At 57.7% G+C, this 23,180-nt stretch carries 19 protein-coding genes; 13 read left to right on the top strand and 6 right to left on the bottom strand.

The genetic code is table 11. The features are described 5' to 3' along the window. Positions 1-849, bottom strand: coding sequence for a peptidylprolyl isomerase (locus ACEN2R_RS03640; protein WP_442039270.1), 849 nt, complete (start codon positions 847-849; stop codon positions 1-3). Positions 850-1,034: 185 nt separating this feature from the next. On the opposite strand from ACEN2R_RS03640, the gene secA reads away from it, so the two are divergent. From secA to ACEN2R_RS03625, 3 genes are all read left to right on the top strand, one after another. Further along, on the top strand, positions 1,035-3,731 hold the full coding sequence (gene secA, locus ACEN2R_RS03635) for a preprotein translocase subunit SecA (protein WP_442039268.1): 2,697 nt from the start codon (positions 1,035-1,037) through the stop codon (positions 3,729-3,731). 287 nt (positions 3,732-4,018) lie between these two features. Next, entirely contained in the window at positions 4,019-5,074 is a 1,056-nt protein-coding gene (locus ACEN2R_RS03630; protein ID WP_442039267.1) for a translocase, read from the top strand. A gap of 20 nt (positions 5,075-5,094) precedes the next feature. Beyond that, positions 5,095-6,654: a phosphate ABC transporter substrate-binding/OmpA family protein gene (locus ACEN2R_RS03625; protein WP_442039265.1), complete on the top strand. Its 1,560-nt coding sequence runs from the start codon at positions 5,095-5,097 to the stop codon at positions 6,652-6,654. On the opposite strand, the gene radC is transcribed toward ACEN2R_RS03625, so the two are convergent. The 3 genes from radC to dnaK form a co-directional block, all read right to left on the bottom strand. Further along, a complete protein-coding gene (gene radC / locus ACEN2R_RS03620) occupies positions 6,651-7,409 on the bottom strand; it encodes a RadC family protein (protein WP_442039263.1) in 759 nt (252 codons plus the stop codon). The two genes, ACEN2R_RS03625 and radC, sit on opposite strands and share 4 nt — an antisense overlap. Before the next feature lie 58 nt (positions 7,410-7,467). After that, positions 7,468-8,610, bottom strand: a complete 1,143-nt coding sequence (gene dnaJ, locus ACEN2R_RS03615) for a molecular chaperone DnaJ (RefSeq protein WP_442039261.1) — start codon at positions 8,608-8,610, stop codon at positions 7,468-7,470. Between the two features lie 76 nt (positions 8,611-8,686). After that, entirely contained in the window at positions 8,687-10,588 is a 1,902-nt protein-coding gene (dnaK, locus tag ACEN2R_RS03610; protein ID WP_442039259.1) for a molecular chaperone DnaK, read from the bottom strand. 211 nt (positions 10,589-10,799) lie between these two features. Here dnaK and ACEN2R_RS03605 point away from each other — a divergent pair, with 211 nt between their 5' ends. Next, positions 10,800-11,420: an alpha-ketoglutarate-dependent dioxygenase AlkB family protein gene (locus ACEN2R_RS03605; RefSeq protein ID WP_442039258.1), complete on the top strand. Its 621-nt coding sequence runs from the start codon at positions 10,800-10,802 to the stop codon at positions 11,418-11,420. Position 11,421: 1 nt separating this feature from the next. Here ACEN2R_RS03605 and ACEN2R_RS03600 read toward each other — a convergent pair whose 3' ends face one another. Next, positions 11,422-12,243, bottom strand: coding sequence for an ABC transporter permease (locus ACEN2R_RS03600; protein WP_442039256.1), 822 nt, complete (start codon positions 12,241-12,243; stop codon positions 11,422-11,424). A 156-nt stretch (positions 12,244-12,399) separates the two neighbouring features. On the opposite strand from ACEN2R_RS03600, the gene cysQ reads away from it, so the two are divergent. The 9 genes from cysQ (at position 12,400) to ACEN2R_RS03555 (ending at position 22,689) form a co-directional block, all read left to right on the top strand. Beyond that, positions 12,400-13,182 carry a 3'(2'),5'-bisphosphate nucleotidase CysQ gene (gene cysQ, locus ACEN2R_RS03595; RefSeq protein ID WP_442039255.1) on the top strand — a complete coding sequence of 261 codons (783 nt, stop codon included), beginning with the start codon at positions 12,400-12,402 and terminating at the stop codon, positions 13,180-13,182. Continuing rightward, complete coding sequence (locus tag ACEN2R_RS03590) at positions 13,182-13,982, top strand: 3-deoxy-manno-octulosonate cytidylyltransferase family protein (protein ID WP_442039253.1); 801 nt, start codon at positions 13,182-13,184, stop codon at positions 13,980-13,982. Before cysQ ends, ACEN2R_RS03590 begins: the two co-directional genes overlap by 1 nt. Further along, positions 13,979-15,235 (top strand): glycosyltransferase family 2 protein, encoded by a 1,257-nt coding sequence (locus tag ACEN2R_RS03585; protein WP_442039251.1) that lies wholly within the window; start codon positions 13,979-13,981, stop codon positions 15,233-15,235. Before ACEN2R_RS03590 ends, ACEN2R_RS03585 begins: the two co-directional genes overlap by 4 nt. Before the next feature lie 154 nt (positions 15,236-15,389). After that, positions 15,390-16,283: a UTP--glucose-1-phosphate uridylyltransferase GalU gene (gene galU, locus ACEN2R_RS03580; RefSeq protein ID WP_442039250.1), complete on the top strand. Its 894-nt coding sequence runs from the start codon at positions 15,390-15,392 to the stop codon at positions 16,281-16,283. A gap of 17 nt (positions 16,284-16,300) precedes the next feature. Then, the gene (gene galE, locus ACEN2R_RS03575) at positions 16,301-17,284 is read left to right on the top strand and encodes a UDP-glucose 4-epimerase GalE (RefSeq protein WP_442039249.1); all 984 of its coding nucleotides are present in this window, start codon (positions 16,301-16,303) and stop codon (positions 17,282-17,284) included. Next, complete coding sequence (locus ACEN2R_RS03570; RefSeq protein ID WP_442039247.1) at positions 17,244-18,506, top strand: glycosyltransferase family 4 protein; 1,263 nt, start codon at positions 17,244-17,246, stop codon at positions 18,504-18,506. The genes galE and ACEN2R_RS03570 overlap by 41 nt, the downstream gene beginning before the upstream one ends. A gap of 39 nt (positions 18,507-18,545) precedes the next feature. Continuing rightward, complete coding sequence (locus ACEN2R_RS03565; RefSeq protein ID WP_442039245.1) at positions 18,546-19,556, top strand: glycosyltransferase family 2 protein; 1,011 nt, start codon at positions 18,546-18,548, stop codon at positions 19,554-19,556. A gap of 10 nt (positions 19,557-19,566) precedes the next feature. Then, positions 19,567-21,264 carry a DUF5927 domain-containing protein gene (locus ACEN2R_RS03560; RefSeq protein WP_442039243.1) on the top strand — a complete coding sequence of 566 codons (1,698 nt, stop codon included), beginning with the start codon at positions 19,567-19,569 and terminating at the stop codon, positions 21,262-21,264. Positions 21,265-21,270: 6 nt separating this feature from the next. Further along, the gene (locus ACEN2R_RS03555; protein WP_442039242.1) at positions 21,271-22,689 is read left to right on the top strand and encodes a nodulation protein NodH; all 1,419 of its coding nucleotides are present in this window, start codon (positions 21,271-21,273) and stop codon (positions 22,687-22,689) included. On the opposite strand, the gene ACEN2R_RS03550 is transcribed toward ACEN2R_RS03555, so the two are convergent. Next, positions 22,686-23,150, bottom strand: coding sequence for a PTS sugar transporter subunit IIA (locus ACEN2R_RS03550; RefSeq protein WP_442039240.1), 465 nt, complete (start codon positions 23,148-23,150; stop codon positions 22,686-22,688). The genes ACEN2R_RS03555 and ACEN2R_RS03550 overlap by 4 nt on opposite strands. Positions 23,151-23,180 lie beyond the last annotated feature (30 nt).

The raw sequence follows: 23,180 nt of genomic DNA, 5'->3' as shown, positions 1-23,180 counted from the left end.
TCAGTTGTTCAGAAGATCGAGGTTTTTGAGCGCAGCTGCATCAATTTCCGCAGCGTCCGTGCGGATGACGGTCGCCTTTTCTGTCATGGCGGCGATCGACGACTCGACGGTCTGGCGTTGAATATCTGCCGTCAGCTCTTCGCGCATCTCGTCCAGCGAGGGCGCGTCCTTCATGCGGGTCTCGTTCAGCTTAAGGATATGCCAGCCGAATTGGGTCTGCACGGGCTGCGACAACTGGCCAGGTTCCAGTGCTACGACGGCGTCTTCGAATTCCTTGACCATCATGCCCGGGCCGAACCAGCCCAGTTCGCCGCCATTCGGGCCGGATGGGCCTGTCGATTTCTCTTTGGCGAGTGTGGCGAAATCGGCGCCATCATCCAGCAATGTGCGAACCTCCTTCGCGGCTTCTTCGGTTTCCAGAAGGATATGCGAGGCATTGAATTCTTTGGTTGGTGCCTCGGCGGCAAAGCGTTCGTCATAGGCGGCCTTCAGGGCCTCGTCGCTGACGGGTTGCGACACCATGCCGTCGATGACTTCGCCCGCCAAAAGTGCGCGGCGCTCATTATCGAGAGCGATGACAGCGCGTTTTGGCAGGTCTTTGCCCAGCGACTGGGCCAGAACGGTCTGTTGCACCAGCTGATCCAGAATACCGGTATACAGCACGTCATCGGCCAAATCGCGATATTGTTCTGGCAGCTGGCTGCGCACCACGATCATGTGACCGACTGTGATATCCTCGCCGTTGACGGTTGCAACGACGGTATCCGCGGTGATTTCGGCGGCAAACACGGGAAATGCGGCAAAAAGCGAAAGTGTGGCACCAAGAACGAAAGTATTGCGTTTAGACATCTTTTTTAATCCTCCGAAGGCCGCGAGGCCCCGCGACGTTGACACTATGGAGGCAGCCGCTTACATCGCCAAAGGGTCCGAAGATGCCTTGGGCCGCCATTTCCCGTTGTTTTACGGCGGGGCGCGGGGGCGAGCAAGGCATCCTTCTCACACGATCATGTCAATACGCGAAAAGCGGAGAAAATATGCTGGGTCTGGGAACACTCGCCAAAAAGGTTTTTGGCACGCCGAACGATCGCAAGATCAAGAGCACCCGTCCGCTGATTGAAAAGATCAACGCACTGGAGCCAGAGTTCGAGACGCTATCGGACGCCGGGATTATAGAGCGAACCACCGCATTGGCCGAGCGGGCGAAAAGCGGCGAGAGCCTGGACGAACTTTTGCCGGAGGCCTTTGCCAACTGCCGCGAGGCTGCGCGCCGCGCTTTGGGTTTGCGCGCCTTTGACACGCAGTTGATGGGCGGCATATTCCTGCATCAGGGCAATATCGCCGAAATGAAAACCGGCGAGGGCAAGACCCTTGTTGCGACCTTTCCCGCCTATCTGAACGCGCTGACAGGCGCGGGCGTGCACATTGTGACCGTCAACGACTATCTTGCGAAACGCGATGCGGAATGGATGAGCAAGGTTTACAGCGCATTGGGGATGACGACGGGCGTTGTGTATCCGCAGATGCCAGAGGCCCAAAAGAAGGCCGCCTATGCCGCCGATATCACCTATGCGACGAACAACGAGCTGGGATTCGATTATCTGCGCGACAACATGAAGTCTGACCTGTCCGAGATGAACCAGCGCGGCCACAATTTTGCGATCGTGGACGAGGTGGATTCGATCCTGATCGACGAGGCGCGGACGCCGCTGATTATCTCTGGCCCGTCGCAGGACCGGTCCGAACTTTACAAGACGATTGATGCCGTGATCCCCGAGGTGACGGACGAACATTTCACGATGGATGAAAAGACCCGCAGCGTGTCCTATTCCGAAGAGGGCAACGAGTTTTTGGAGCAGCGCCTGTCTGCGCTTGGTATCCTGCCCGAAGGTCAGTCGCTGTATGATCCTGAATCCACCACTTTGGTCCACCACATCAATCAGGGCCTGAAGGCGCACAAGCTGTTCCATAAGGACAAGGATTATATTGTCCGCGACGGCGAAGTGATGCTGATCGACGAATTCACTGGCCGGATGATGGCCGGGCGGCGGTTGTCGGATGGGTTGCATCAGGCGATCGAGGCCAAAGAAGGCGTGAATATCCAGCCCGAAAACGTGACGCTGGCCTCTGTGACCTTCCAGAACTATTTCCGCCTGTATAACAAACTGGGCGGGATGACCGGAACGGCTACGACCGAAGCCGAGGAATTTGCCGAGATATATAAACTGGGCGTTGTCGAGGTGCCGACGAACCGCCCCGTTGCCCGCGTGGACGAGCACGATCAGGTGTATCGCACCGCCAAGGAAAAATATGACGGCGTGGTCAAGGCGATCCAGAAGGCCCATGAAAAGGGTCAACCGGTTCTGGTTGGTACGACGTCGATTGAAAAGTCGGAATTCCTTGCCGGGTTGCTGACCGATGCGGGGATTCCGCACAATGTTCTGAACGCGCGCCAGCACGAGAAAGAAGCACAGATCGTCGCGGATGCCGGCAAGTTCGGTGCGGTGACCATCGCCACGAACATGGCGGGTCGTGGAACCGATATTCAGCTGGGCGGCAACGTTGAAATGAAGGTTCTGGATGCCATCGCCGCCGACCCCGCATTGCACCCCGACGAGGTGCGTGCGCGGATCGAGGCGGAACATGCCGACGAAAAGGCAAAGGTTCTGGCGGCGGGTGGCCTGTTTGTTCTGGCGACAGAGCGTCACGAAAGCCGCCGGATCGACAATCAGCTGCGCGGCCGTTCTGGCCGTCAGGGCGACCCCGGTCGCTCGTCGTTCTTTTTGTCGCTGGAAGACGACCTGATGCGGATTTTCGGGTCAGAGCGTCTGGACAAGGTTCTGTCCTCGCTGGGCATGAAAGAGGGCGAGGCGATTGTGCACCCTTGGGTAAACAAATCGCTGGAAAAAGCACAGGCCAAGGTCGAAGGCCGCAACTTTGACATTCGCAAGCAATTGCTGAAGTTCGACGATGTGATGAACGACCAGCGTAAGGTGATCTTTGGCCAGCGTCGCGAGATTATGGAAGCCGAAGATCTGGCTGAAATCGTGCAGGACATGCGCCATCAGGTGGTCGATGATCTGGTCGATCTGTATATTCCGGCCAAATCCTACGCCGACCAGTGGAACGCCGAGGGCCTGTATGTTGCGGGCATCGAACGGTTGGGCATCGACGTGCCGGTTCTGGCATGGGCCGAAGAAGAGGGCGTTGACGACACCGAACTGCGTGAACGGCTTGAGAAAGCGTCGGACGAGATGATGGCGGCCAAGGCGGCGCAATTCGGCCCCGAGAACATGCGGATGATCGAAAAGCAGATCCTGCTGCAAACCATCGACGGCAAATGGCGCGAGCATCTGGTGACGCTGGAGCATCTTCGGTCTGTCGTCGGGTTCCGTGGCTACGCGCAGCGCGATCCGCTGAACGAATACAAGACGGAAAGCTTTCAGTTGTTCGAGGGCATGCTGAACGACCTGCGCGAGGATGTGACCCGCAAGCTGGCGCAGATCCGGCCGCTGACGCAGGACGAGCAAGACGCAATGATGCGCCAGATGTTGGCCCAGCAGGAGGCAGCGCAAGGCAAGCCAGTTTCGGCGGCGGTGGCACAGCAACCCGAAGGGGCGGCACCCGGCTTTGACGAGCATGACCATACGACCTGGGGCAACCCCAGCCGCAATGATCCATGCCCCTGCGGTTCGGGCGAGAAATTCAAGCATTGCCACGGTCGCTTGGCCTAACTCCCTTACAATACTCTAAGAAAAAGCCCTCCGAATCTTGGGGGGCTTTTTTGTTATTGTGGAATATGGTTTTAAAAAGGCATATATTACAGCACCTTAGGGCCGATTTAGCCCTAAATAGAGTAGGCAACTGATTGGTATGCCCCATATCTGGAAATCTGTGGTCGCTGCGCCGCAGATTGATCTATTTCCGCTATGGCATGTACGCCACGGCACCTTTCCAAGGCATACTCTGGCGAATGTCTGACCATGCGCTGGAGGCGATCATGCAAGTTAAGCGAAAGCTTATGACAATCGGAAGCGCCTTTATTCTGGCTGCTTCGACTGGATATGTGATGCAGAATGGCGATGTCCTGACGGCCCGATTGTCGGGAAGCGCGCCGGTGGTGTCGGCCGAGCTTTCGCCGGTTCCACAGCCGAACCCTGACTCTGGCATGATTGCCAACGTGACTGCGGTTACCTTGGTTGCACTGAAAACAGAGGCGGTCCCGCCTGTTGATCCGGCTACGGCGCCGGGTGCCATGGTGTTGCCGCGCCCACCCGCCGAGGCGATGCAGCCAGCGCTGCTTGGCGCCACGGGCAATCTGGGCGCGCGTCTGGCCCGTGTTGACGGCGCTGCCACGGCACCGTTTGTTCAGGGGGCGCTAAGCCCCTATGGGCTGTCCTGTGAACCAGAATTGTCGGCCAGGGAAACCAGCGCCGCTATGGTGTCGCTGACCCTGTCTGCGCCTTGCCATCTTGGGGAGTGGGTGACGGTGTCACACGCGGGCCTGAACGCGACATTGCAGGTTTCGGCGGCAGGAATGCTGGTTATCGACATGCCAGCGCTGACGACATCGGCACGGTTTGTCGCGCGGTTTGCGGATGACGACGAGGCGACCGCGACAGTGGATGTGCCGGATCTGGCGCTGTTCGACAGAGTGGCGGTGCAGTGGGTTGGCTTGTCGGGCCTACAATTGCACGCACTGGAATTCGGGGCGGGGTATCAGGATGACGGGCATGTCTGGATCAATGCGCCGCGCACTGCGGTGTTTGCCGAGACGGCGCGCGGTGGGTTCTTGACGCGGCTTGGCGACGAGACGGCACCGAACCCGAACATGGCCGAAGTCTATACCTTTCCCACGGGTAAAATCAGGAAAGACGGCACAGTGCGGATCAGAATAGAGGCCGAGATTACGGCCTATAATTGCGCGCGAGAGGTCGATGCGCAATCGCTGCAGACCACAGGCTATGGCCCGGTGTCGGTGATTGATCTGACGCTTTCGATGCCAGAGTGCGACGCTATCGGTGATTTTCTTGTATTGAAAAATGTGCTTAGAGATCTGAAGATCGCCCAGAACTGAAATTATTTTCGGACAATCGTATGGCCATTTTTCGTGCGGCGGGTTTCGCCGTACTTTTCCTTTCGGCGTTTGCGTGTCCGGCGATCTCGCAGGATGTGACGCTGACGTCGCGCGATGGCTCGCTTTCGATCAACGGCACGCTTCTGGGCTATGACGGGGAATTCTACCGTGTCGATAGCGTTTACGGAGAGCTGACGTTGGACGGCAGCGGAGTCGTCTGTGCCGGACCCGGATGCCCGAACCTGCAAGCGTTCGTGGCCGAACTGACCCTGTCCGGCGCGGCGTCCATGGGCGAGGTTCTTTTGCCAGCGCTGATCGAGGCTTTCGCGGTAACAGAAGGGCTATTGGTGCGGCGGGTCGTGCAAGACGATATCCGGTTCAGATACATTCTGCGAGACGCGGCGTCCGGGCATGATGTTGCGCGGTTTGGATTTCGGTTAACGAATACGGACGAGGGATTTGCCGACCTTCTTGCAAACGAGGCTGATATCGCAATGGCGCTGCGCGAGCCTAACCCGGTCGAACTGGCGCTGGCGCTGGATGCCGGGTTGGGCGACTTGCGGGCAGCCGCACGCGGGCGGATTGTGGCGCTGGACGGGCTGGTTCCGGTGGTGGCTGCGGGGAATCCCGTTCGGAGCATGGCGATGGTCGATCTGGGGCGCATCTTTTCTGGCGAAGTTTCGAACTGGGCCGATCTTGGCGCGATGGATGCGCCGATTATGCTGCACCTTCCGGTGGAAACTTCTGGAACGGCGCAGGATTTCGATGCGCGGGTCATGCGGGCGGCGGGGCTGGCCAGTTCCGAGGGTGTCATTCGGCACATGACACAATCCGACCTTGCCGACGCGGTTGCGGCCGATCCTTTTGCGATAGGGATCAGCACCTATTCCGAAACGGGAAATACCCGAATTCTGGCATTGCGGGGAAGTTGCGGGTTTCCGGCTGCGGCAAGTTATGCCTCTTTGAAATCAGAGGATTACCCCCTGACCGCACCGCTGTTTCTGTATACGCCAGCCCGACGCCAGCCGCAAATTGTCCGTGCATTTTTCGAGTATCTGCGATCACCGGCAGCGCAACTGGTCATTCGCCGCGCCGGGTTTGTCGACGAGGGCCCGCTGGATATCCCGGTTTCCGCACAAGGAGAGCGGTTGGCCAACGCGATCGAAGGCGCGGGGGCAGAGGTGTCGCTGGACGATTTGAAGCGCATGGTGGACACCCTTAGGTCGGCGAAACGCCTGACGACGACATTCCGGTTCGAGGGCGGGGCGACAGACCTTGACGCGCAATCCCGCTCGAATGTTCTGTTGCTGGCGCAGGCGTTGGAGACGGGGATCTATGACGAGCGCGAATTGATTTTTGTCGGATTTAGCGACGGTCTGGGCGATGCAGCGGCCAACCTGGGGATTGCAAGGAAACGCGCCGAAGCTGTGCGCGAGGCTGTCAGGATTGCGGCGGCAACGGCTGATCCTGCGCGGTTGACGCTGACAGCAGAGGCATTTGGCGAGGCGATGCCGATGGCCTGCGACGATACCGACTGGGGGCGTCAGATCAACCGACGCGTGGAGATCTGGGTGCGTTAAAGGTATCCCGCGCTACGGAAGCTGAGCTCTGCCGATTTTCCAACGATCAAATGATCATGCAGGGTCAGGTCAAGCGCCGCGCAGGCTTTGTTGATCTGGGCGGTCATCGCAATATCCGCATCTGAAGGCGTCGGATCGCCAGAGGGGTGGTTGTGGACAAGGATGATCGCCGATGCGTTCAGTTCCAATGCGCGTTTGACGACCTCGCGCGGGTAGACCGGAACGTGATCGACCGTGCCCTTTGCCTGCTCCTCATCCGCGATCAGCACGTTCTTGCGGTCAAGAAAAAGCACCCTGAACTGTTCGGTCTCGCGGTGCGCCATGGTCGTGTGGCAGTAGTCCAGAACGGCATCCCAGTTGGAAATGATGTTGCGCTGCATGATCTTGGCGCGGGAGAGCCTGTGTGCGGCGGCCTCGACAATTTTGAATTCCTGCACCACGGCTTCGCCGACGCCGGAAATCTGGCGCAGCCGCGCGGCGGGCGCAGAGATGACGCGATTGAAGTCACCGAAGGTTTGCATAAGGGTTTTGGCAAGCGGTTTTACATCGCGCCGGGGAATGGCCCGAAACAGGACCAGTTCCAGAAGTTCGTAGTCGGGCATCGCCTGTGCGCCCCCGTCCATGAAACGGTCGCGCAGGCGTTTGCGGTGGTCGCTGTGGAAATCTGGGGAAAGCGCGGTGCGGGCCCCGATGGCGGGACCCGCTATATCAAACCCGGGAAAGGGGGCTTCGGCGAAATGGCGATGCTGTGTCATAGGGTGACGGTGCCGCGATTCGCTGAATTTAAGGTTAATCCCGCCGTGGCAAACGGGATTAGCTTTTCATGCCTTCCCAGAAATTCTTGACCTTGGAGAAAAAGCTGGAGGATTCGGGGTTGTTGTCTTCTGACAGCTTGTCGAATTCCCGCAGGATTTCTTTTTGGCGCGAGGTAAGGTTCACGGGCGTCTCAACCGCGAGTTCGATGAACATGTCACCTGATCCGCCACCGCGCAGCATGGGCATTCCTTTGGCGCGCAGGCGCATCTGGCGGCCTGACTGGCTGCCCGAAGGGATTTTGACTCGGCTGCGACCGCCGTCGATTGTCGGCACCTCTATGTCGCCGCCCAAGGCTGCGTCGGCCATGCTGACCGGCACGCGGCAATACAGATTGGCACCGTCACGCTGGAACAACTGATGCTCTGACACCTCGATGAAGATGTAGAGATCGCCGCTTGGACCGCCTCGCAGGCCGGCTTCTCCCTCGCCGGACAGGCGGATGCGGGTGCCGGTTTCGACGCCGGCCGGGATGTTGACCGACAGGGCGCGGTCTTTTTCTGTGCGACCGGCACCGCCGCAGGCCTTGCAAGGGTTTTTTATGATCTGGCCATTGCCGCTACAGGTGGGGCAGGTGCGTTCGACCGTGAAAAAGCCCTGCTGCGCGCGGACCTTGCCCATGCCAGAGCATGTGGGGCAGGTTGTCGGCTCTGCCCCGCTTTCGGCACCTGTGCCGCTGCACGAGGCGCAGGCGACCGCCGTTGGGACGTTGATGGTTTTATGAAGGCCTGCAAACGCCTCTTCGAGGTTGATGCGCAGGTTGTAGCGCAGGTCTGACCCGCGTGTGGCGCGTTGGCGCCCGCCGCCGCCGCGCTGGCCGCCCATGAAGTCGCCGAACAGGTCGTCAAACACATCGGAAAAGGCGGAGGAAAAATCGCCCTGACCGCCGCGATGCCCGGCGCTGGCACCATTTCCGCCCTCGAAGGCAGCATGGCCATATCGGTCGTAGGCCGCCTTTTTATCGGCGTCCTTTAGAACCTCGTATGCCTCGTTCGCTTCTTTGAACTTGGATTCCGCATCCGGGTTGTCCGCGTTGCGGTCCGGGTGAAAGTCCTTTGCGCACTGGCGATAGGCCTTTTTGATTTCATCCGGCGAGGCGCCCTTTTTGACGCCCAAGATGTCGTAATAATCGCGCTTTGCCATCCGTCGTTCTCCTTGCGGAAACACAGCGGTCGGCACAGGGGAAAACCTGCGCCGACCACATTATTTCCGAACGCTTTTAACGGCGCGTGTCGTCGCCCAGATCTTCGAAGTCGGCATCGACGATATCGTCGTCAACACCGCGCGGCTCGTCGGCGCCGCCCTCGTCATCCTGGCTTGCCTTGTAGATGGCTTCGCCAAGCTTCATGGCGGCCTCGGTCACGTTCTGAATGCCGCTTTTGATCTTGCTGGCATCATTGGTTTCCATGGTCTCTTCAAGGGCGCCGATGGCCAGATCAATCGCTTCGATGGTCGAGGCGTCAACCTTGTCGGAATACTCTTCCATCGATTTGCGGGTCGAGTGAATCAGGCTTTCAGCCTGGTTTTTGGCTTCGACCAGCTCCTTGCGATCCTTGTCGGCCTCTGCGTTCTCTTCCGCGTCGCGTACCATCTTTTCGATGTCCGCATCGGACAAGCCGCCGGATGCCTGAATGGTGATCTGGTGCTCCTTGCCTGTGCCTTTGTCTTTGGCGCTGACCTCTACGATGCCGTTGGCGTCGATGTTGAAGCTGACCTCGATCTGGGGCATGCCGCGCGGTGCGGGTGGGATGTCTTCCAGATTGAACTGGCCCAGCATCTTGTTGTCCTGCGCCATCTCGCGCTCGCCCTGGAAACACCGGATCGTCACGGCATTCTGGTTATCTTCGGCCGTCGAGAATATCTGTGATTTCTTGGTCGGGATCGTTGTGTTTCGGTCGATCAGGCGGGTGAACACGCCACCCAGCGTTTCGATGCCCAACGACAGCGGAGTCACGTCCAGCAGAACCACGTCTTTGACGTCGCCCTGAAGAACGCCGGCCTGAATGGCCGCGCCAAGGGCAACAACTTCGTCAGGGTTCACACCCTTGTGCGGTTCTTTGCCGAAGAACTTTGTCACCTCTTCGACGACGCGCGGCATACGGGTCATCCCGCCGACCAGAACGATTTCGTCGATGTCACCTACCTTCAGGCCGGCGTCCTTCAACGCGGCAGCGCAAGGCTTCATCGAGGCCCTGATCAGGTCTGCAACAAGGCTTTCCAGCTTTGCGCGGGTCAGCTTCATCACCAGGTGAAGAGGTTGACCGGATTTGCTATCCATTGAGATGAACGGCTGGTTGATTTCGGTCTGGTTGGCCGACGACAGCTCGATCTTGGCTTTTTCAGCGGCTTCTTTCAGACGCTGAAGGGCCATCTTGTCTTTGGTCAGATCGACGCCGTTCTCTTTTTTGAACTCGTCGGCCAGATAGTTGACGATGCGCATGTCGAAATCTTCGCCACCGAGGAAGGTGTCGCCGTTGGTGGATTTCACCTCGAACAGGCCGTCGTCGATTTCAAGGATGGTCACGTCGAACGTGCCGCCGCCAAGGTCATAGACCGCGATGGTTTTGGTTTCTTTCTTGTCCAGGCCATAGGCAAGCGCAGCGGCTGTCGGCTCGTTGATAATACGAAGCACTTCGAGGCCGGCGATCTTGCCCGCGTCTTTCGTTGCCTGACGCTGTGCGTCGTTGAAGTAGGCAGGCACCGTGATAACGGCCTGTGTCACTTCTTCGCCAAGATAGCTTTCGGCGGTTTCTTTCATCTTTTGCAGGATAAAGGCAGAAATCTGGCTGGGGCTGTATTTCTCGCCCGATGCCTGAACCCACGCATCGCCATTGCCACCGTTGACCAATTCGAACGGCAGGTTCTTTTTGTCTTTTGCCAGATCGGCATCGTCATACCGACGACCAATCAGGCGTTTTACTGCGAAAATAGTATTTTCGGCGTTGGTGACGGCCTGACGCTTGGCCGGTTGACCGACCAGACGTTCCCCGTCCTTGAACGCGACGATCGACGGCGTCGTGCGCGCACCTTCGGCGTTTTCGATAACCCGCGGCTGCGAGCCGTCCATGATTGCGACACAGGAGTTCGTGGTCCCCAGGTCAATGCCAATGACTTTAGCCATGCTTAAAACCCTCTTGCTTAGGCGATGTTGTAGGCAAAGGGCCCATAAACGGCACCCCTCACCCAATCCCAAAAAGGTCAGGGGCATCGCCCCTTTCCAGCTTCTTGGGGTATATAAGGAGAGGGTATGCGGCCTGCAAGTCGCCCTTCGGGGAACAAGGGGGGATTTTGGTCATAAAAATTGAATCATTTTGGATTATTTGGGGGCAGATATGCCGGAATTGCCGAAAAGACCCGATATGCTGATCCGCGGATTTTCCGTTTTCAAAGGCGCGATTGATCCGGCGGGGCAAGCGAGGATTGTCGAATGCCTGCGTGATGTCGTTGCCGCAGCGCCTTTATTTTCGCCGCAGACACCCTACGGCAAGCCGATGAGTGTGCGGATGACCTCGGCGGGGCGCGTTGGCTGGCATGCGGATAGAACCGGCTATCGTTATACGACGCACCATCCGAACGGCACGGCCTGGCCGCCGATCCCGAAGCCGGTGCTTGATGTGTGGCGGATGGTTTCGGGTGTGGACCGCGACCCCGACTGCTGTCTGGTCAATTACTACGGCGAGGGCGCGCGCATGGGTCTGCATCAGGACAAGGACGAGGCGGATTTCCGTTGGCCCGTGGTTTCCATTTCCCTGGGGGATGACGCGCTGTTTCGTGTGGGAAATGTGACGCGGGGCGGCACGACAGAGTCTCTTTGGCTTGGGTCAGGCGATGTGGTTGTCATGGGCGGCGACGCAAGGCTGGCCTATCACGGGATTGACAGGACACGATTTGCCTCGTCGCAGCTATTGCCGAAGGGCGGGCGGATCAACCTGACGCTAAGGGTTGCGGTTTGATCTATTGCCCCGCAGTCCAGCTGAGCGAGACATGTTTGCGCGTAAAGAATTCGCCCATCAGCCCGATCATCAACAGCGTGATGCCGACGTAGACCGGATAGGAGACAGAGCTGTAGTGGGGATTGTAATTGATAAAGGTGAACCCCCGGGCCTGATCAATTGTGTGGAACAGGGGATTCCAGTCGAACATGACAAGCATCCAGTGCGGCAGGGTGTTCGCAAGAAACATTTTGCCAGAGGCGATCATGTTGGCGCGCGAATAAATGCTGGCGGCGAGACCGAAAAAGCCCGGAGCCCAGGGCTTTGCGGCAAGAAAGACCATGCCGATTGCGACGCCCGTGAACCATGACAGCAAGATCATGCCGATCGCCCCGATCGGGTCTTCGATATGAACGGGCGTCCAGGCGACGTGATACAGGAACAGCACAACAAAGACCGACAAAAGCTGTGTGTAAAGGCAGCCAAGCGCGGCAGAGGATATGGCTATGACCGTGTTCATCGGGGCGTGTTTCATCATCGCCGAGGTCGGTCCCTCTGACCCCATGACGGCCCCCAGTGCCTTTGAGTGTGTCATGAACAGAAAGATGCCAGTCATGATGTAAAGCAGGAAATCGCCACGGATCGCGTTGCCCCGAAGGCCCAGAACCGTAAACATGACATAGAAGGTGATAACCAGAACGATGGTCTGACTGACGTTCATCAACAGCCCCACAAACGCATTGCCGCTGCTTTTGCGGATGCTTCTGACGGTGCTGTGATAAATCAGTTCCGCCAGACTTGCGGCGGCATAGATGCCTGACACCCGAGGAGTTCTTTGAAACATGGCCTGCGACACCTGACTCTATTCGAATGACGGCTTTTTACGACGGAAATCTTGCCGTTCCGTTCGTAGCAGATGATAATGAACAACTGGGTTTTTTTCAATGACTGCATGAACATCTTGCAGCGTACCGGGAGAATTGGTTTGGACTTCGAGAAAATGACGACGGTATTTCGCCGCCTTGCACTGGAAGCAGGGGACAAAATCATGGAGATTTATACCTCTGATGATTTCGACGTCCGGTCCAAGTCCGATGATAGCCCCGTGACCGCAGCCGACGAAGCGGCCGATGCGCTGATCACCCAGGGCCTGAAGGCCGCATTTCCCGATGTGGTGCTGATTACCGAAGAGCAGGCGGCATCGCATCGTTTGCAGGCACCGAACTTTATCATTGTGGACCCGTTGGACGGCACCAAAGAGTTTGTGCAGCGGCGCGGCGATTTCACGGTGAATATCGCCTATGTCGAGAACGGCGTTCCGCTGCGTGGCGTGGTTTATGCCCCTGCACGGGGCCGGCTGTTCTATACGGATGCCGGTGGCGCCTCAGTCGAGGAGACGGGCGATCTGGACAAAAATCGGATCGGGACGACTGCCCGGATGGCCGTGGCGATGCCGGACAACGGCGCGCTGATGGTCGTCGCATCGAAGTCGCACCGCGATCAGGCGACGGATGACTACATCGGGAAATATAACGTCAAGGACATGACCAGTGCGGGATCTTCGCTGAAGTTTTGTCTCGTCGCGACGGGCGAGGCGGACCTTTATCCGCGGCTTGGCCGCACGATGGAATGGGATACCGCCGCCGGTGATGCCGTGTTGCGCGGCGCGGGCGGCCATGTGGTGCGCTTCGATAATCACATGCCTTTGACTTATGGCAAAGAGGGGTACGACAACCCGTTCTTTATCGCCTATGCACCGGGCGTTGCCCTGAAGGAGGCCTGATGCCTGTTCTTATCGCCATCCCTGCCCGATTTGCCTCTACCCGCTACCCCGGCAAACCGCTTGTTGAATTGACTGGTGCCACGGGCGAGTCGAAAAGCCTGATCCGTCGGTCCTGGGATGCCGCCATGCAGGTGCGTGGCGCCGACCGTGTTGTCGTGGCAACCGACGATCTGCGGATCAAGGATGCCGCCGAGGCGTTCGGCGCAGAGGTCGTCATGACATCGGAAACCTGCGCCAATGGCACAGAGCGTTGCGCAGAAGCGTTCGATGCGCTGGGCGGCGGCTTCGATATCATCGTGAACCTTCAGGGCGATGCACCGCTGACGCCACCATGGTTTGTCGAAGAGTTGATCGAGGGGCTGCGGTCGCATTCTACCGCCGAGGTGGCGACGCCGGTTCTGCGCTGCGACGGGCGGGCGTTGAACGGGTTTCTGTCGGACCGCCGCGCCGGGCGCGTGGGAGGAACAACGGCTGTTTTCGGGCAGGACCGAAAGGCGCTGTATTTCTCGAAAGAGGTGATTCCGTACACGGGAAAGCCCTATGCCGATGATGCCGAAACGCCGGTTTTCCACCATGTCGGGGTCTATGCCTACAGGCCCTCTGCGCTGGCGGCTTATCCTCGCTGGCCCACCGGCCCGTTGGAGCGGCTTGAAGGGTTGGAACAGTTGCGGTTTCTGGAACAGGAGCGCCCGGTTCTATGCGTCGAGGTCGAGGCGCGCGGGCGCCAGTTCTGGGAGCTGAACAACCCCGAGGATGTGCCGAAACTAGAGACTATGCTAGCGGAAATGGGGGCCGAGTGACGCCTACGATCCCGGTCAGCGTTGTCATTGTCAGTCGGGATAGGCCCGCCGCATTGACGCGCTGTCTGACCGGGACCGCGCAACTATTGTATCCGTCATTCGAGATTGTGCTGGTCGCCGACCCCAAGGGTATTGCTGCGGCTATTGATGCGGGGCTTGGCGGGCGGATAAAGCTGGTTCCATTTGACGAGGCCAATATCTCTGCCGCGCGCAACGCGGGGATCAAGACTGCTGCGGGTGATGTTGTTGCATTCCTTGATGATGACGCTGTGCCGGAGCCGACCTGGCTGTCGTATCTGGTCGCGCCCTTTGTTGACCCCGAGGTGATGGCCGCAGGCGGTTACGTTCGGGGCCGAAACGGCATTTCCTATCAATGGCGGGCGCAAGGCGTCGATGGGACGGGTGCGTCGGTGCCGCTGGATGTCGGGGCCGATGGCGCGACGGTTGTCACGGGCCAGCCCGGTTCCGGCATAAAGACAGAAGGGACGAATTGTGCATTCCGCCGTTCTGTTCTGGCCCTGATCGGCGGGTTTGACCCTGTTTTCCGGTTCTATCTGGATGAAACGGACGTCAATCTTCGGTTGGCCGCGGCGCGACACAAGACGGCCATTGTGCCTTTGGCAGAGGTGCATCACGGCTTTGCGGCCAATAGGTTTCGCCGCGAAAACCGCGCGCCGCGTGATCTGTTCGAGATCGGCGCAAGTTTTGCCGCATTCCTGCGCAAACATGCGGCGCCGGATCAACGCGATGCGGCGTTTGCCGTATTTCGAAGCACCCAGCGCAGGCGCCTTGTGCGATACATGGTCGATGGACGGCTGGAGCCGCGCGACGTTCGGCGAATACTTGCCGGTCTTGAGAGCGGGTTTTCCGAAGGTGAAAAGAGGCCGCTTGCCCCGCTGACCGCCCTTTCCGGTGCGCCGCCCGCGTTCCTGCGGTTCAACTGGACAGGGGCGACGGGCGCGTCGATTGTTGTGGCGGGACGCATCTGGCAAAGGCGGGCGCTGCGGAAAACCGCCGCAGAAAGGGTAAATCGCGGTGATTTAGTCTCTGTTTTCATCTTTAGTCATACGGCGTTGTTCCACAGTGTCCGGTTTCACCCTGACGGATACTGGGAGCAGCGTGGCGGTTTGTTTGGCCGATCTGACCGATCGCAGCCGATGTTTCGACTCTGCGGTTTTCGCGCGCGGCTTGCAGCCGAAATTGCGCGGGTGGGCGCGGTGCGCAGGTTGCAGGAAAACAACGATGGAAACTGATTGCTGATTGGTCGTAAAGAACGAATGGCGAGGGGAAAAATTTGAGATATTCTCCTAACAAAGGGATGGCGACGGCTATAAACGAGCGGTCGACATGAAATGCAGTGGCCATATGGGTGTTGTGTTGTGAAATGTTTTGCACCGAGGATTTGTAATGAAGCGTAAAGTAACGAAGGCAATTTTCCCGGTGGCAGGGCTTGGCACCCGGTTTTTGCCCGCGACGAAATCAATCCCCAAAGAGATCATGACCCTGGTCGACCGGCCGTTGATTCAATATGCGATTGATGAGGCGCGTGCCGCCGGTATCAAGGAATTCATTTTTGTTACCTCGCGCGGGAAAAGCGCGCTTGAGGATTATTTCGACTGCGCGCCCGAACTGGAGAGTTCGCTGCGCAAAAGCGGTAAAGACGAGCTGCTGGAAATGCTGAGATCGACAAACATGGACAGCGGCGCAATCGCCTATCTGCGCCAGCACAAGGCGCTGGGGCTTGGCCATGCGGTGTGGTGCGCGCGGCGGATGATCGGCAACGAGCCGTTTGCGGTGATCCTGCCCGATGATGTGATTGCGGCTGAAAAACCGTGCTTGCAGCAGATGCTGGAGGCCTATCAGGAAACGGGCGGCTGTATGGTTGCCGCGATGGAGGTTCCGCCGGAAAAGGCGTCTTCGTATGGTGTTCTGGATGTGAAGGACGACATGGGGGCGATGGTTTCAGTGAAGGGCATGGTGGAAAAGCCTACCGCCGGAACTGCGCCATCCAATCTTGCAGTGATTGGCCGCTATATTCTGACACCCAAGGTTTTGCAGAATTTGAACCGGATGAAGGGTGGTGCTGGTGGCGAGATCCAGTTGACCGATGCCATCGCCGAGGAAATCGCGGCAGAGCGTCCGGTGTATGGCTATCGCTTTCGTGGGCAGCGTTTCGACTGCGGATCGAAGGCGGGTTTCTTGCAGGCGACCGTTGCGTTCGGTCTGGGTCGCGAAGATCTGCGCGAGGAATTTGGCGCATATTTGCGCGATATGATGTCCGTTCAGAAGGCGGCTGAATAGCAACAGGCGGGTGACACTTGGCGAATGTATTGGTGACAGGCGGGGCGGGCTATATTGGTTCGCACGCCTGTAAAGCATTGAAAATGGCGGGGTTTACGCCGGTTACCCTGGACAGTCTTGTGACAGGCTGGGTCGAGGCCGTTAAGTTTGGCCCGCTGGAAAAAGGCGATTTGCTGGATCGCGCGTGGCTGGACGATATGTTTGCGGTGTATGAACCGGTGGCGGTGATGCATTTTGCAGCGCTTAGTCAGGTTGGCGAAAGCATGCAGCAGCCGGGGAAATACTGGCGCAACAATGTCATGGGGTCGCTGACCTTGATCGAAGCTGCGGTCGAGGCGGGGTGTCTGAACTTTGTCTTTTCATCAACTTGTGCGACCTACGGCGAGCAGGACAATGTGTTGCTTGACGAAAGCTGTGTTCAGGCGCCGATTAATGCCTATGGCGCATCCAAGCGGGCGATTGAGGATATTCTGGTTAATTTTGGCCAAAGCCACGGATTGCGGCATGTGATCTTTCGGTATTTCAATGTGGCCGGTGCCGACCCCGACGGCGAGGTCGGAGAGTTTCACCAACCGGAAACGCATCTGGTGCCGTTAATGCTGGATGCGATTGAGGGGAAGCGACCGGCCTTGACGGTGTTTGGCACAGATTATGACACCCCTGACGGCACATGTATTCGCGACTATGTCCATGTGATGGATCTGGTCGATGCGCATGTTCTGGGCCTGAAGTGGCTGGAAAACGGCAAGCCGAGCCGGGTGTTCAACCTTGGGACGGGCAAGGGGTTTTCGGTGCGCGAGGTGATGGACCACAGTCGCATCGTGACCAACCGCGCGGTGCCCTTTGTCGAGGGCGAGCGGCGGGCCGGAGATTGCACCAAACTGGTATCAGGAAGCGTCCGCGCCGAGCAAGAGCTGGGCTGGGTGCCACATAGATCAACGCTGGAGGTGATGATCGCCGATGCGTGGCGCTGGCACCAATCCGGTCACTATGACGGGTAGCGCCGCAGCGCGTATTCTTGATGTGACGCGGCTGTTGTCGGGCGTTGGACGTGGGCGGATGACCGGTGTGGACCGGGTAGAATTTGCGTATTTAAGGGCCTTCTTGGCCGAAACAGAGCCTTTGTTCCTGTTGGCGCGAACCAGTTTCGGGTTTCTGTTGCTGGACCGGACAGCGGGCGCTGTATTGCAAGACGCGCTTGGTGAATGCGGTGAACGCCCTGCCACCGGATGGTTCAGGTTTCTGCGCGATCCCAAATGGAAGGTCACCCATGCGCTGCGCAAGCGCGCCGTTGCCCGGTCTACCCATTGGCGCCTTGGCGGGATGCTGAAGCGGGCTGTGCCAGCGGGGACGCGGTATATCAGTGTTGGGCATAGCAACCTGAATGAAGAGGTGCTGGCCGCTGTCCGGGCAATCCCCGGTGGTCAGATCTCTGTGATGATCCATGATACCATCCCATTGGATTACCCCGAATTCACGCGTGCGGGCGTCACGGAAGAATTCCGGCAAAAGATGCAGGCAACGGCACGATACGCCGACCTGGTGATTTATAATTCAAAGGAAACCCGACGCGACGCAGAGCGCTGGTTCGGGCATCACGGGACCATTCCCGAAGGCATTACGGCGCATCTGGGGATAGAGGTGATGTCGGCGAATGCGGCACTGATCCCGCCCGAATTGCCCTTGGACAGACCCTATTTCGTCTATGTCGGAACGATAGAGCCGCGAAAGAACCATGCGCTGCTTCTTGATGTCTGGACCACCTTCGAGGCCACGATGGCCCCTGCGGATATTCCACGGCTGTTCATCCTTGGTAAGCGGGGGTGGAATAACGAGGATGTGTTCCACAGGCTTGATACCCTGCCCTTTATGGGGCGAACGGTTTTCGAGGTGCCCAATCTGCCCGACGCGGCTGTTGCGGCCTTGCTTTCGGGGGCTGCCGGGGCGCTGTTTCCAAGCTTTGCCGAGGGCTTTGGCCTGCCTCCGATAGAGGCCGTTGCAGCGGGCGTGCCCGTTATTTGCGGTGATCTTTGTGTTTACAGGGAGATATTAGGGAATATCCCCGTTTACGCAGAGGTAAACGACAGGTATCTTTGGGAGACAATCGTAAGAGACTTTGCGAAAAAAAAGCGAGCAGTGAAACAACCGGACCTGAAAGCGCGATCTGCGCCTGATCTTCCGACATGGGAAAACCATTTCAACCTGCTCTTAAAGATGACGTGATATCCGCATGACATCCGCGTGTCGTGAGTTGGGAGTATATTGGGCCTTTTAACTTCATATCGTCTGAGAATTCAGCGGAAACGATGGCGCATTCGTGCGTTACGCAAGCGTCGCGAATTGACGGCGGTCAATGATCGGACCAGCCAGATCAAACGCGATGATATTCTTGTGTTTTCGACGCTGCGCAATGAAAAGGTCCGGCTGTCTTATTTCCTGCGTTATTACCGCGAAAAGGGTGTAACCCATTTTGTGATGGTTGATAACGGCTCTGACGACGGGTCGAGAGAGTTTTTGGCGGACCAGCCGGATGTGTCGCTGTTCACGACTAACCACAGCTACAAGCGGTCGCGCTTTGGCGTTGACTGGCTGAACTACCTTCAGATGAAGCATGCGCATGGCCATTGGAGCCTTGTGGTGGATGTGGATGAATTTCTTGTTTATCCATTTTGTGATACGCGTTCCATTCGCGCGCTGACGGACTGGCTGGATGCGTCCTCGATCAAGTCGTTCAGCGCGATGCTGTTGGATATGTATCCCAAGGGGCGGCTGGACGATGTGCCCTACAGGTCAGGCCAGGATCCGCTTGAGATTGCATCCTGGTTCGACAGCGGCAACTACACCATCCAAAGGAACGCAAGCTTCGGGAACCTGTGGATACAGGGTGGCCCAAGGTCGCGCGTCTTCTTTGCGGACGAGCCTGAACGCGCACCGGCCCTGAATAAAATCCCGTTGGTAAAATGGGACCGCAGTTATGCCTATGTCAGTTCAACCCATATGCTTTTGCCGCGCGGTCTGAATCAGGTTTATGACGAATGGGGCGGGGAAAAGGCGTCTGGCTGTCTTTTGCACGCAAAGTTTCTGGATACCTTTGCGGCAAAATCGGCAGAAGAACTGGATCGCGGGCAGCACTATGCCAATAGCCATGAATACAAGAATTACCATGCGACACTGAAAAGCGACCCCGATCTTTGGTGCAAATGGTCAGAGAAATATATAAACTGGCGCCAACTAGAGATTTTGGGGCTAATGTCCAAGGGAAACTGGGCGTGAAGGGGATGTTTTGACGATCGGGATTGTCATGCTTGTCCATGCGGACCTGGATCGCGCAGCACAGGTTGCGCGGCATTGGGAGACGCATGGGTGCCCTGTTGTGATCCATGTGGATCGGCGGGTGCCTCGGGATCAATATAACGCTTTTGCCAAATCCCTGTCAGACCTTGCAAACGTCAAATTCTCGACGCGGTTCAAATGTGAATGGGGAACCTGGTCTTTGGTGGCTGCGGCGCAAGCGGCCTCAGAGCTTATGTTGGCGGGCTTTCCTGATGTCGGCCATGTCTTTTTGTCGTCCGGCTCTTGTTTGCCGCTGCGCCCGGTCCACGAGATGGTCAGTTATCTTGAGGCCCGCCCGCGCACGGATTTCATCGAAAGTGCGACCACCGACGATGTTCCATGGACGGTCGGCGGGCTGGATGCGGAACGCTTTACGCTGCGGTTTCCGTTTTCATGGAAGAAGAACAGAAATCTCTTTGACCGCTATGTCGCCTTGCAACGTATGGTCCGGTTCCGGCGGAAGATACCGAAAGGCATCGTTCCACATCTTGGCTCTCAATGGTGGTGCCTGACGCGGCAGACGCTGTCGGCGATTCTGGAAGACCAGGACAGGCCGATGTACGATGCCTATTTCAAAAGAGTCTGGATTCCCGATGAATCCTATTTCCAGACATTGGTTCGGATGTATTCGACCAATGTTGAAAGTCGCTCTTTGACGCTGTCAAAGTTCGATTTTCAGGGAAAGCCACATATTTTCTACGACGACCATCTACAGCTCTTGCGCCGATCGGATTGCTTTGTCGCGCGCAAAATCTGGCCGCAGGCCAACAAACTGTACGAAACATTTCTGGCAGGGCCGGATGGTTCGCTTAACAACACAGAGCCGAATCCGGGGAAAATTGACCGCATTTTCGCGAAGGCGCTAGAGCGTCGGACGCGCGGGCGTGCCGGGCTTTATATGCAAAGCCGTTATCCCAGGGACGGGTGGGAGAATGGCAAGACCTGCGCACCCTATTCGGTTTTTGAAGGGTTCAGCGATATCTTCGAGAACTTCGAGCCCTGGTTGGCAAAGGCTGCCGGTTCTCGTGTGCACGGGCATTTGTTCGCTCCGGAAAAGGTAGAGTTCGCGGGCCGCCAGTCCGTTTACAGCGGGGGGTTGTCGGATAGCGCGAAGCAGCGCGACTATGACCCCAAGGTGTTCCTGTCGAACCTGATCTGGAACACGCGCGGCGAGCGCCAGTGCTTTCAGTTCGGGCCGAAGGACAATCAGGACATCAACTGGTTCATGGCGATGGACCCGAATGCGCAGATCTCTGTGATCACGGGCGCATGGGCCGTGTCGCTTTTCAAGTGGAACCAGAATTTCTCTGAGGTGCGCAAGGCTGCGGCCTATTACCAGAAGGTTGAAAGCAGCCATCTTGATATTCTGCGGTCGCCCTATACCAAGGCGCGAATCCGGATATGGAGCATGGCGGACTTTATCGAGGCCCCGATGGAGCCGCTTCAGATTATCATGGATGAAATCGCGCCCAAGACATTCAGGCGCCTGACCGAGGCCCCGAAAATGGTCGACCTTAAGGGCTTTGGTCAATTCCTGCAGAATTTGAAAAATCAGGGTATGCATCCGCATTTGATGGGTGATTTCCCGGTTGAATCAGACCTGCAATTGCCACAGACGAAGCGGCGTAAACCCTATCTGGTGAAGTAATATTTTATGACCCGACGTTTTGATTGCTTTGTCGTCTTTGCTGAAATGCGGACGGGTTCCAATTTTCTTGAGGAAAACATCAATCAATTTCCGGGGCTGAAATGTCACGGCGAGGCGTATAATCCGCACTTCATGGGGTATCCCAACACGACCGATATCCACGGCTTTACACAGGCCATGCGTGATGCCGATCCAGTGCGGTTGCTGTCTGTGTTGAAGGCCAACACGAAAGGATTGCCCGGTTTCCGGTTTTTCCACGACCATGATCCGCGCGTTCTGGATCAGTTGTTGACCGATCCGCGGTGCGCAAAAATCATTCTGACGCGCAATCCGGTCGAAAGCTATGTATCGTGGAAGATCGCGGCGGCGACAGGTCAGTGGAAGCTGACCAACATGAAGCACCAGAAATCGGCGCAGATCCGGTTTGATGCCGAGGAGTTCCAGGGGCACCTGGCGCAGTTGCAACGGTTTCAACTGCGGTTGCTGCAGGGGCTGCAAACAACGGGTCAGACGGCGTTCTATGTCGCCTACGAAGATATTCAGGATGTCGCGGTCCTCAACGGCCTTGCCAAGTATCTGGGTGAAACACATCAACTGGAAACGGCTTCGACCAAGCTGAAGAAACAGAATCCGGCAGCCTTGGAAGACAAGGTTTTGAACTTTGCCGAGATGCAGACCGCATTGGCGCGCGTCGATCATTTCGATCTGGGGCGGACGCCGAATTTCGAGCCACGCAGGGGGGCAGCCGTTCCGACATATGTTGCGGCGGCGGGGGCGCCGCTGCTTTTCTTGCCGGTCAAAGGGGGCCCTGAGGCGCAAGTGCATCGCTGGTTGTCCGAGGTCGGGCAGGGGGCAGCGCCTTTGGGCAATTTCACGCAGGCGACCCTGCGCCAATGGATGCGCAAATCGCCCGGACACCGTCGGTTTACCGTTCTAAGACATCCGGTCCCGCGTGCGCATGCGGTTTTTTGCGATCAGATCCTGAACACAGGCCCCGGATCCTTTGCCGAGATACGGGCGACGTTGCGGCGTGCACATGATTTGCCGATTCCCGACGGAGCCGTGGGCGAGGATTATGATCTGGCACAGCACCGCGCGGCCTTTCTGGCCTTCCTGTCGTTCATAAAGGCGAATTTGGCTGGGCAGACCAATATCCGCGTGGATGCCGCATGGTCACATCAGGTGCAGGTTCTTCAGGGTATGGGCAATTTTGCGCCGGCAGATGTGGTTCTTCGCGAAGATGCGCTGGTAGAGGGGTTGGCGTATCTGGCGCATGACGTCGGGGTCGCATCGCCTGAATTGCGGGATGTCCCCACGGGCCATCCATTTGAGCTGGCGCATTTCTATGACGCAGAAATCGAGGATGCCGTGCGCGATGTTTACCAGCGCGACTATGTCATGTTGGGATTTAACCGCTGGGCCTAGGCTGCTTGCGATGTTGCCGCGTCTGTCAAAACGGCGTGCAGTGTCGCGGGTTCGTTGTTCGCGCGTAGCTTTGCGCAAATCGCGGCATTCCGCATGGTGCGAGACACCAGAGCCAGCGCTTTCAGGTGCTCTACGCCAGAATTCAGGGGCGCGAATAAAGCAAAAACCAGATCGACCGGCAAACGGTCAACAGAATCGAAATCCAGAGGCTTCTCGATCCGGACGAAGGCCCCGACAACATTGTCCAACCCCTCTATTCTGGCGTGGGGCAGGGCAATCCCGTGACCTACTCCCGTCGGGCCCAGACTTTCACGTTCCAACAGCGCCTCGATTGCGGCTGTCGAGTTGATTCCGTAGCAGTGGGCAGCCATCTCTCCCAGTTCCTGGAAGAGACGTTTTTTGCTGGTCACATTGCTTATGACTTTAATCGCGTCGGGCTTTAGAATGCTCGAAAGTTCCATTGGCCTCTGCTTTCGCTTTCGACCATCAGC

Origin of the sequence: Pseudogemmobacter sp. W21_MBD1_M6, assembly GCF_052119585.1 — a bacterium.
GTDB lineage: Bacteria > Pseudomonadota > Alphaproteobacteria > Rhodobacterales > Rhodobacteraceae > JBGQOJ01.
This window is presented reverse-complemented; position numbering and strand designations above follow the sequence as displayed.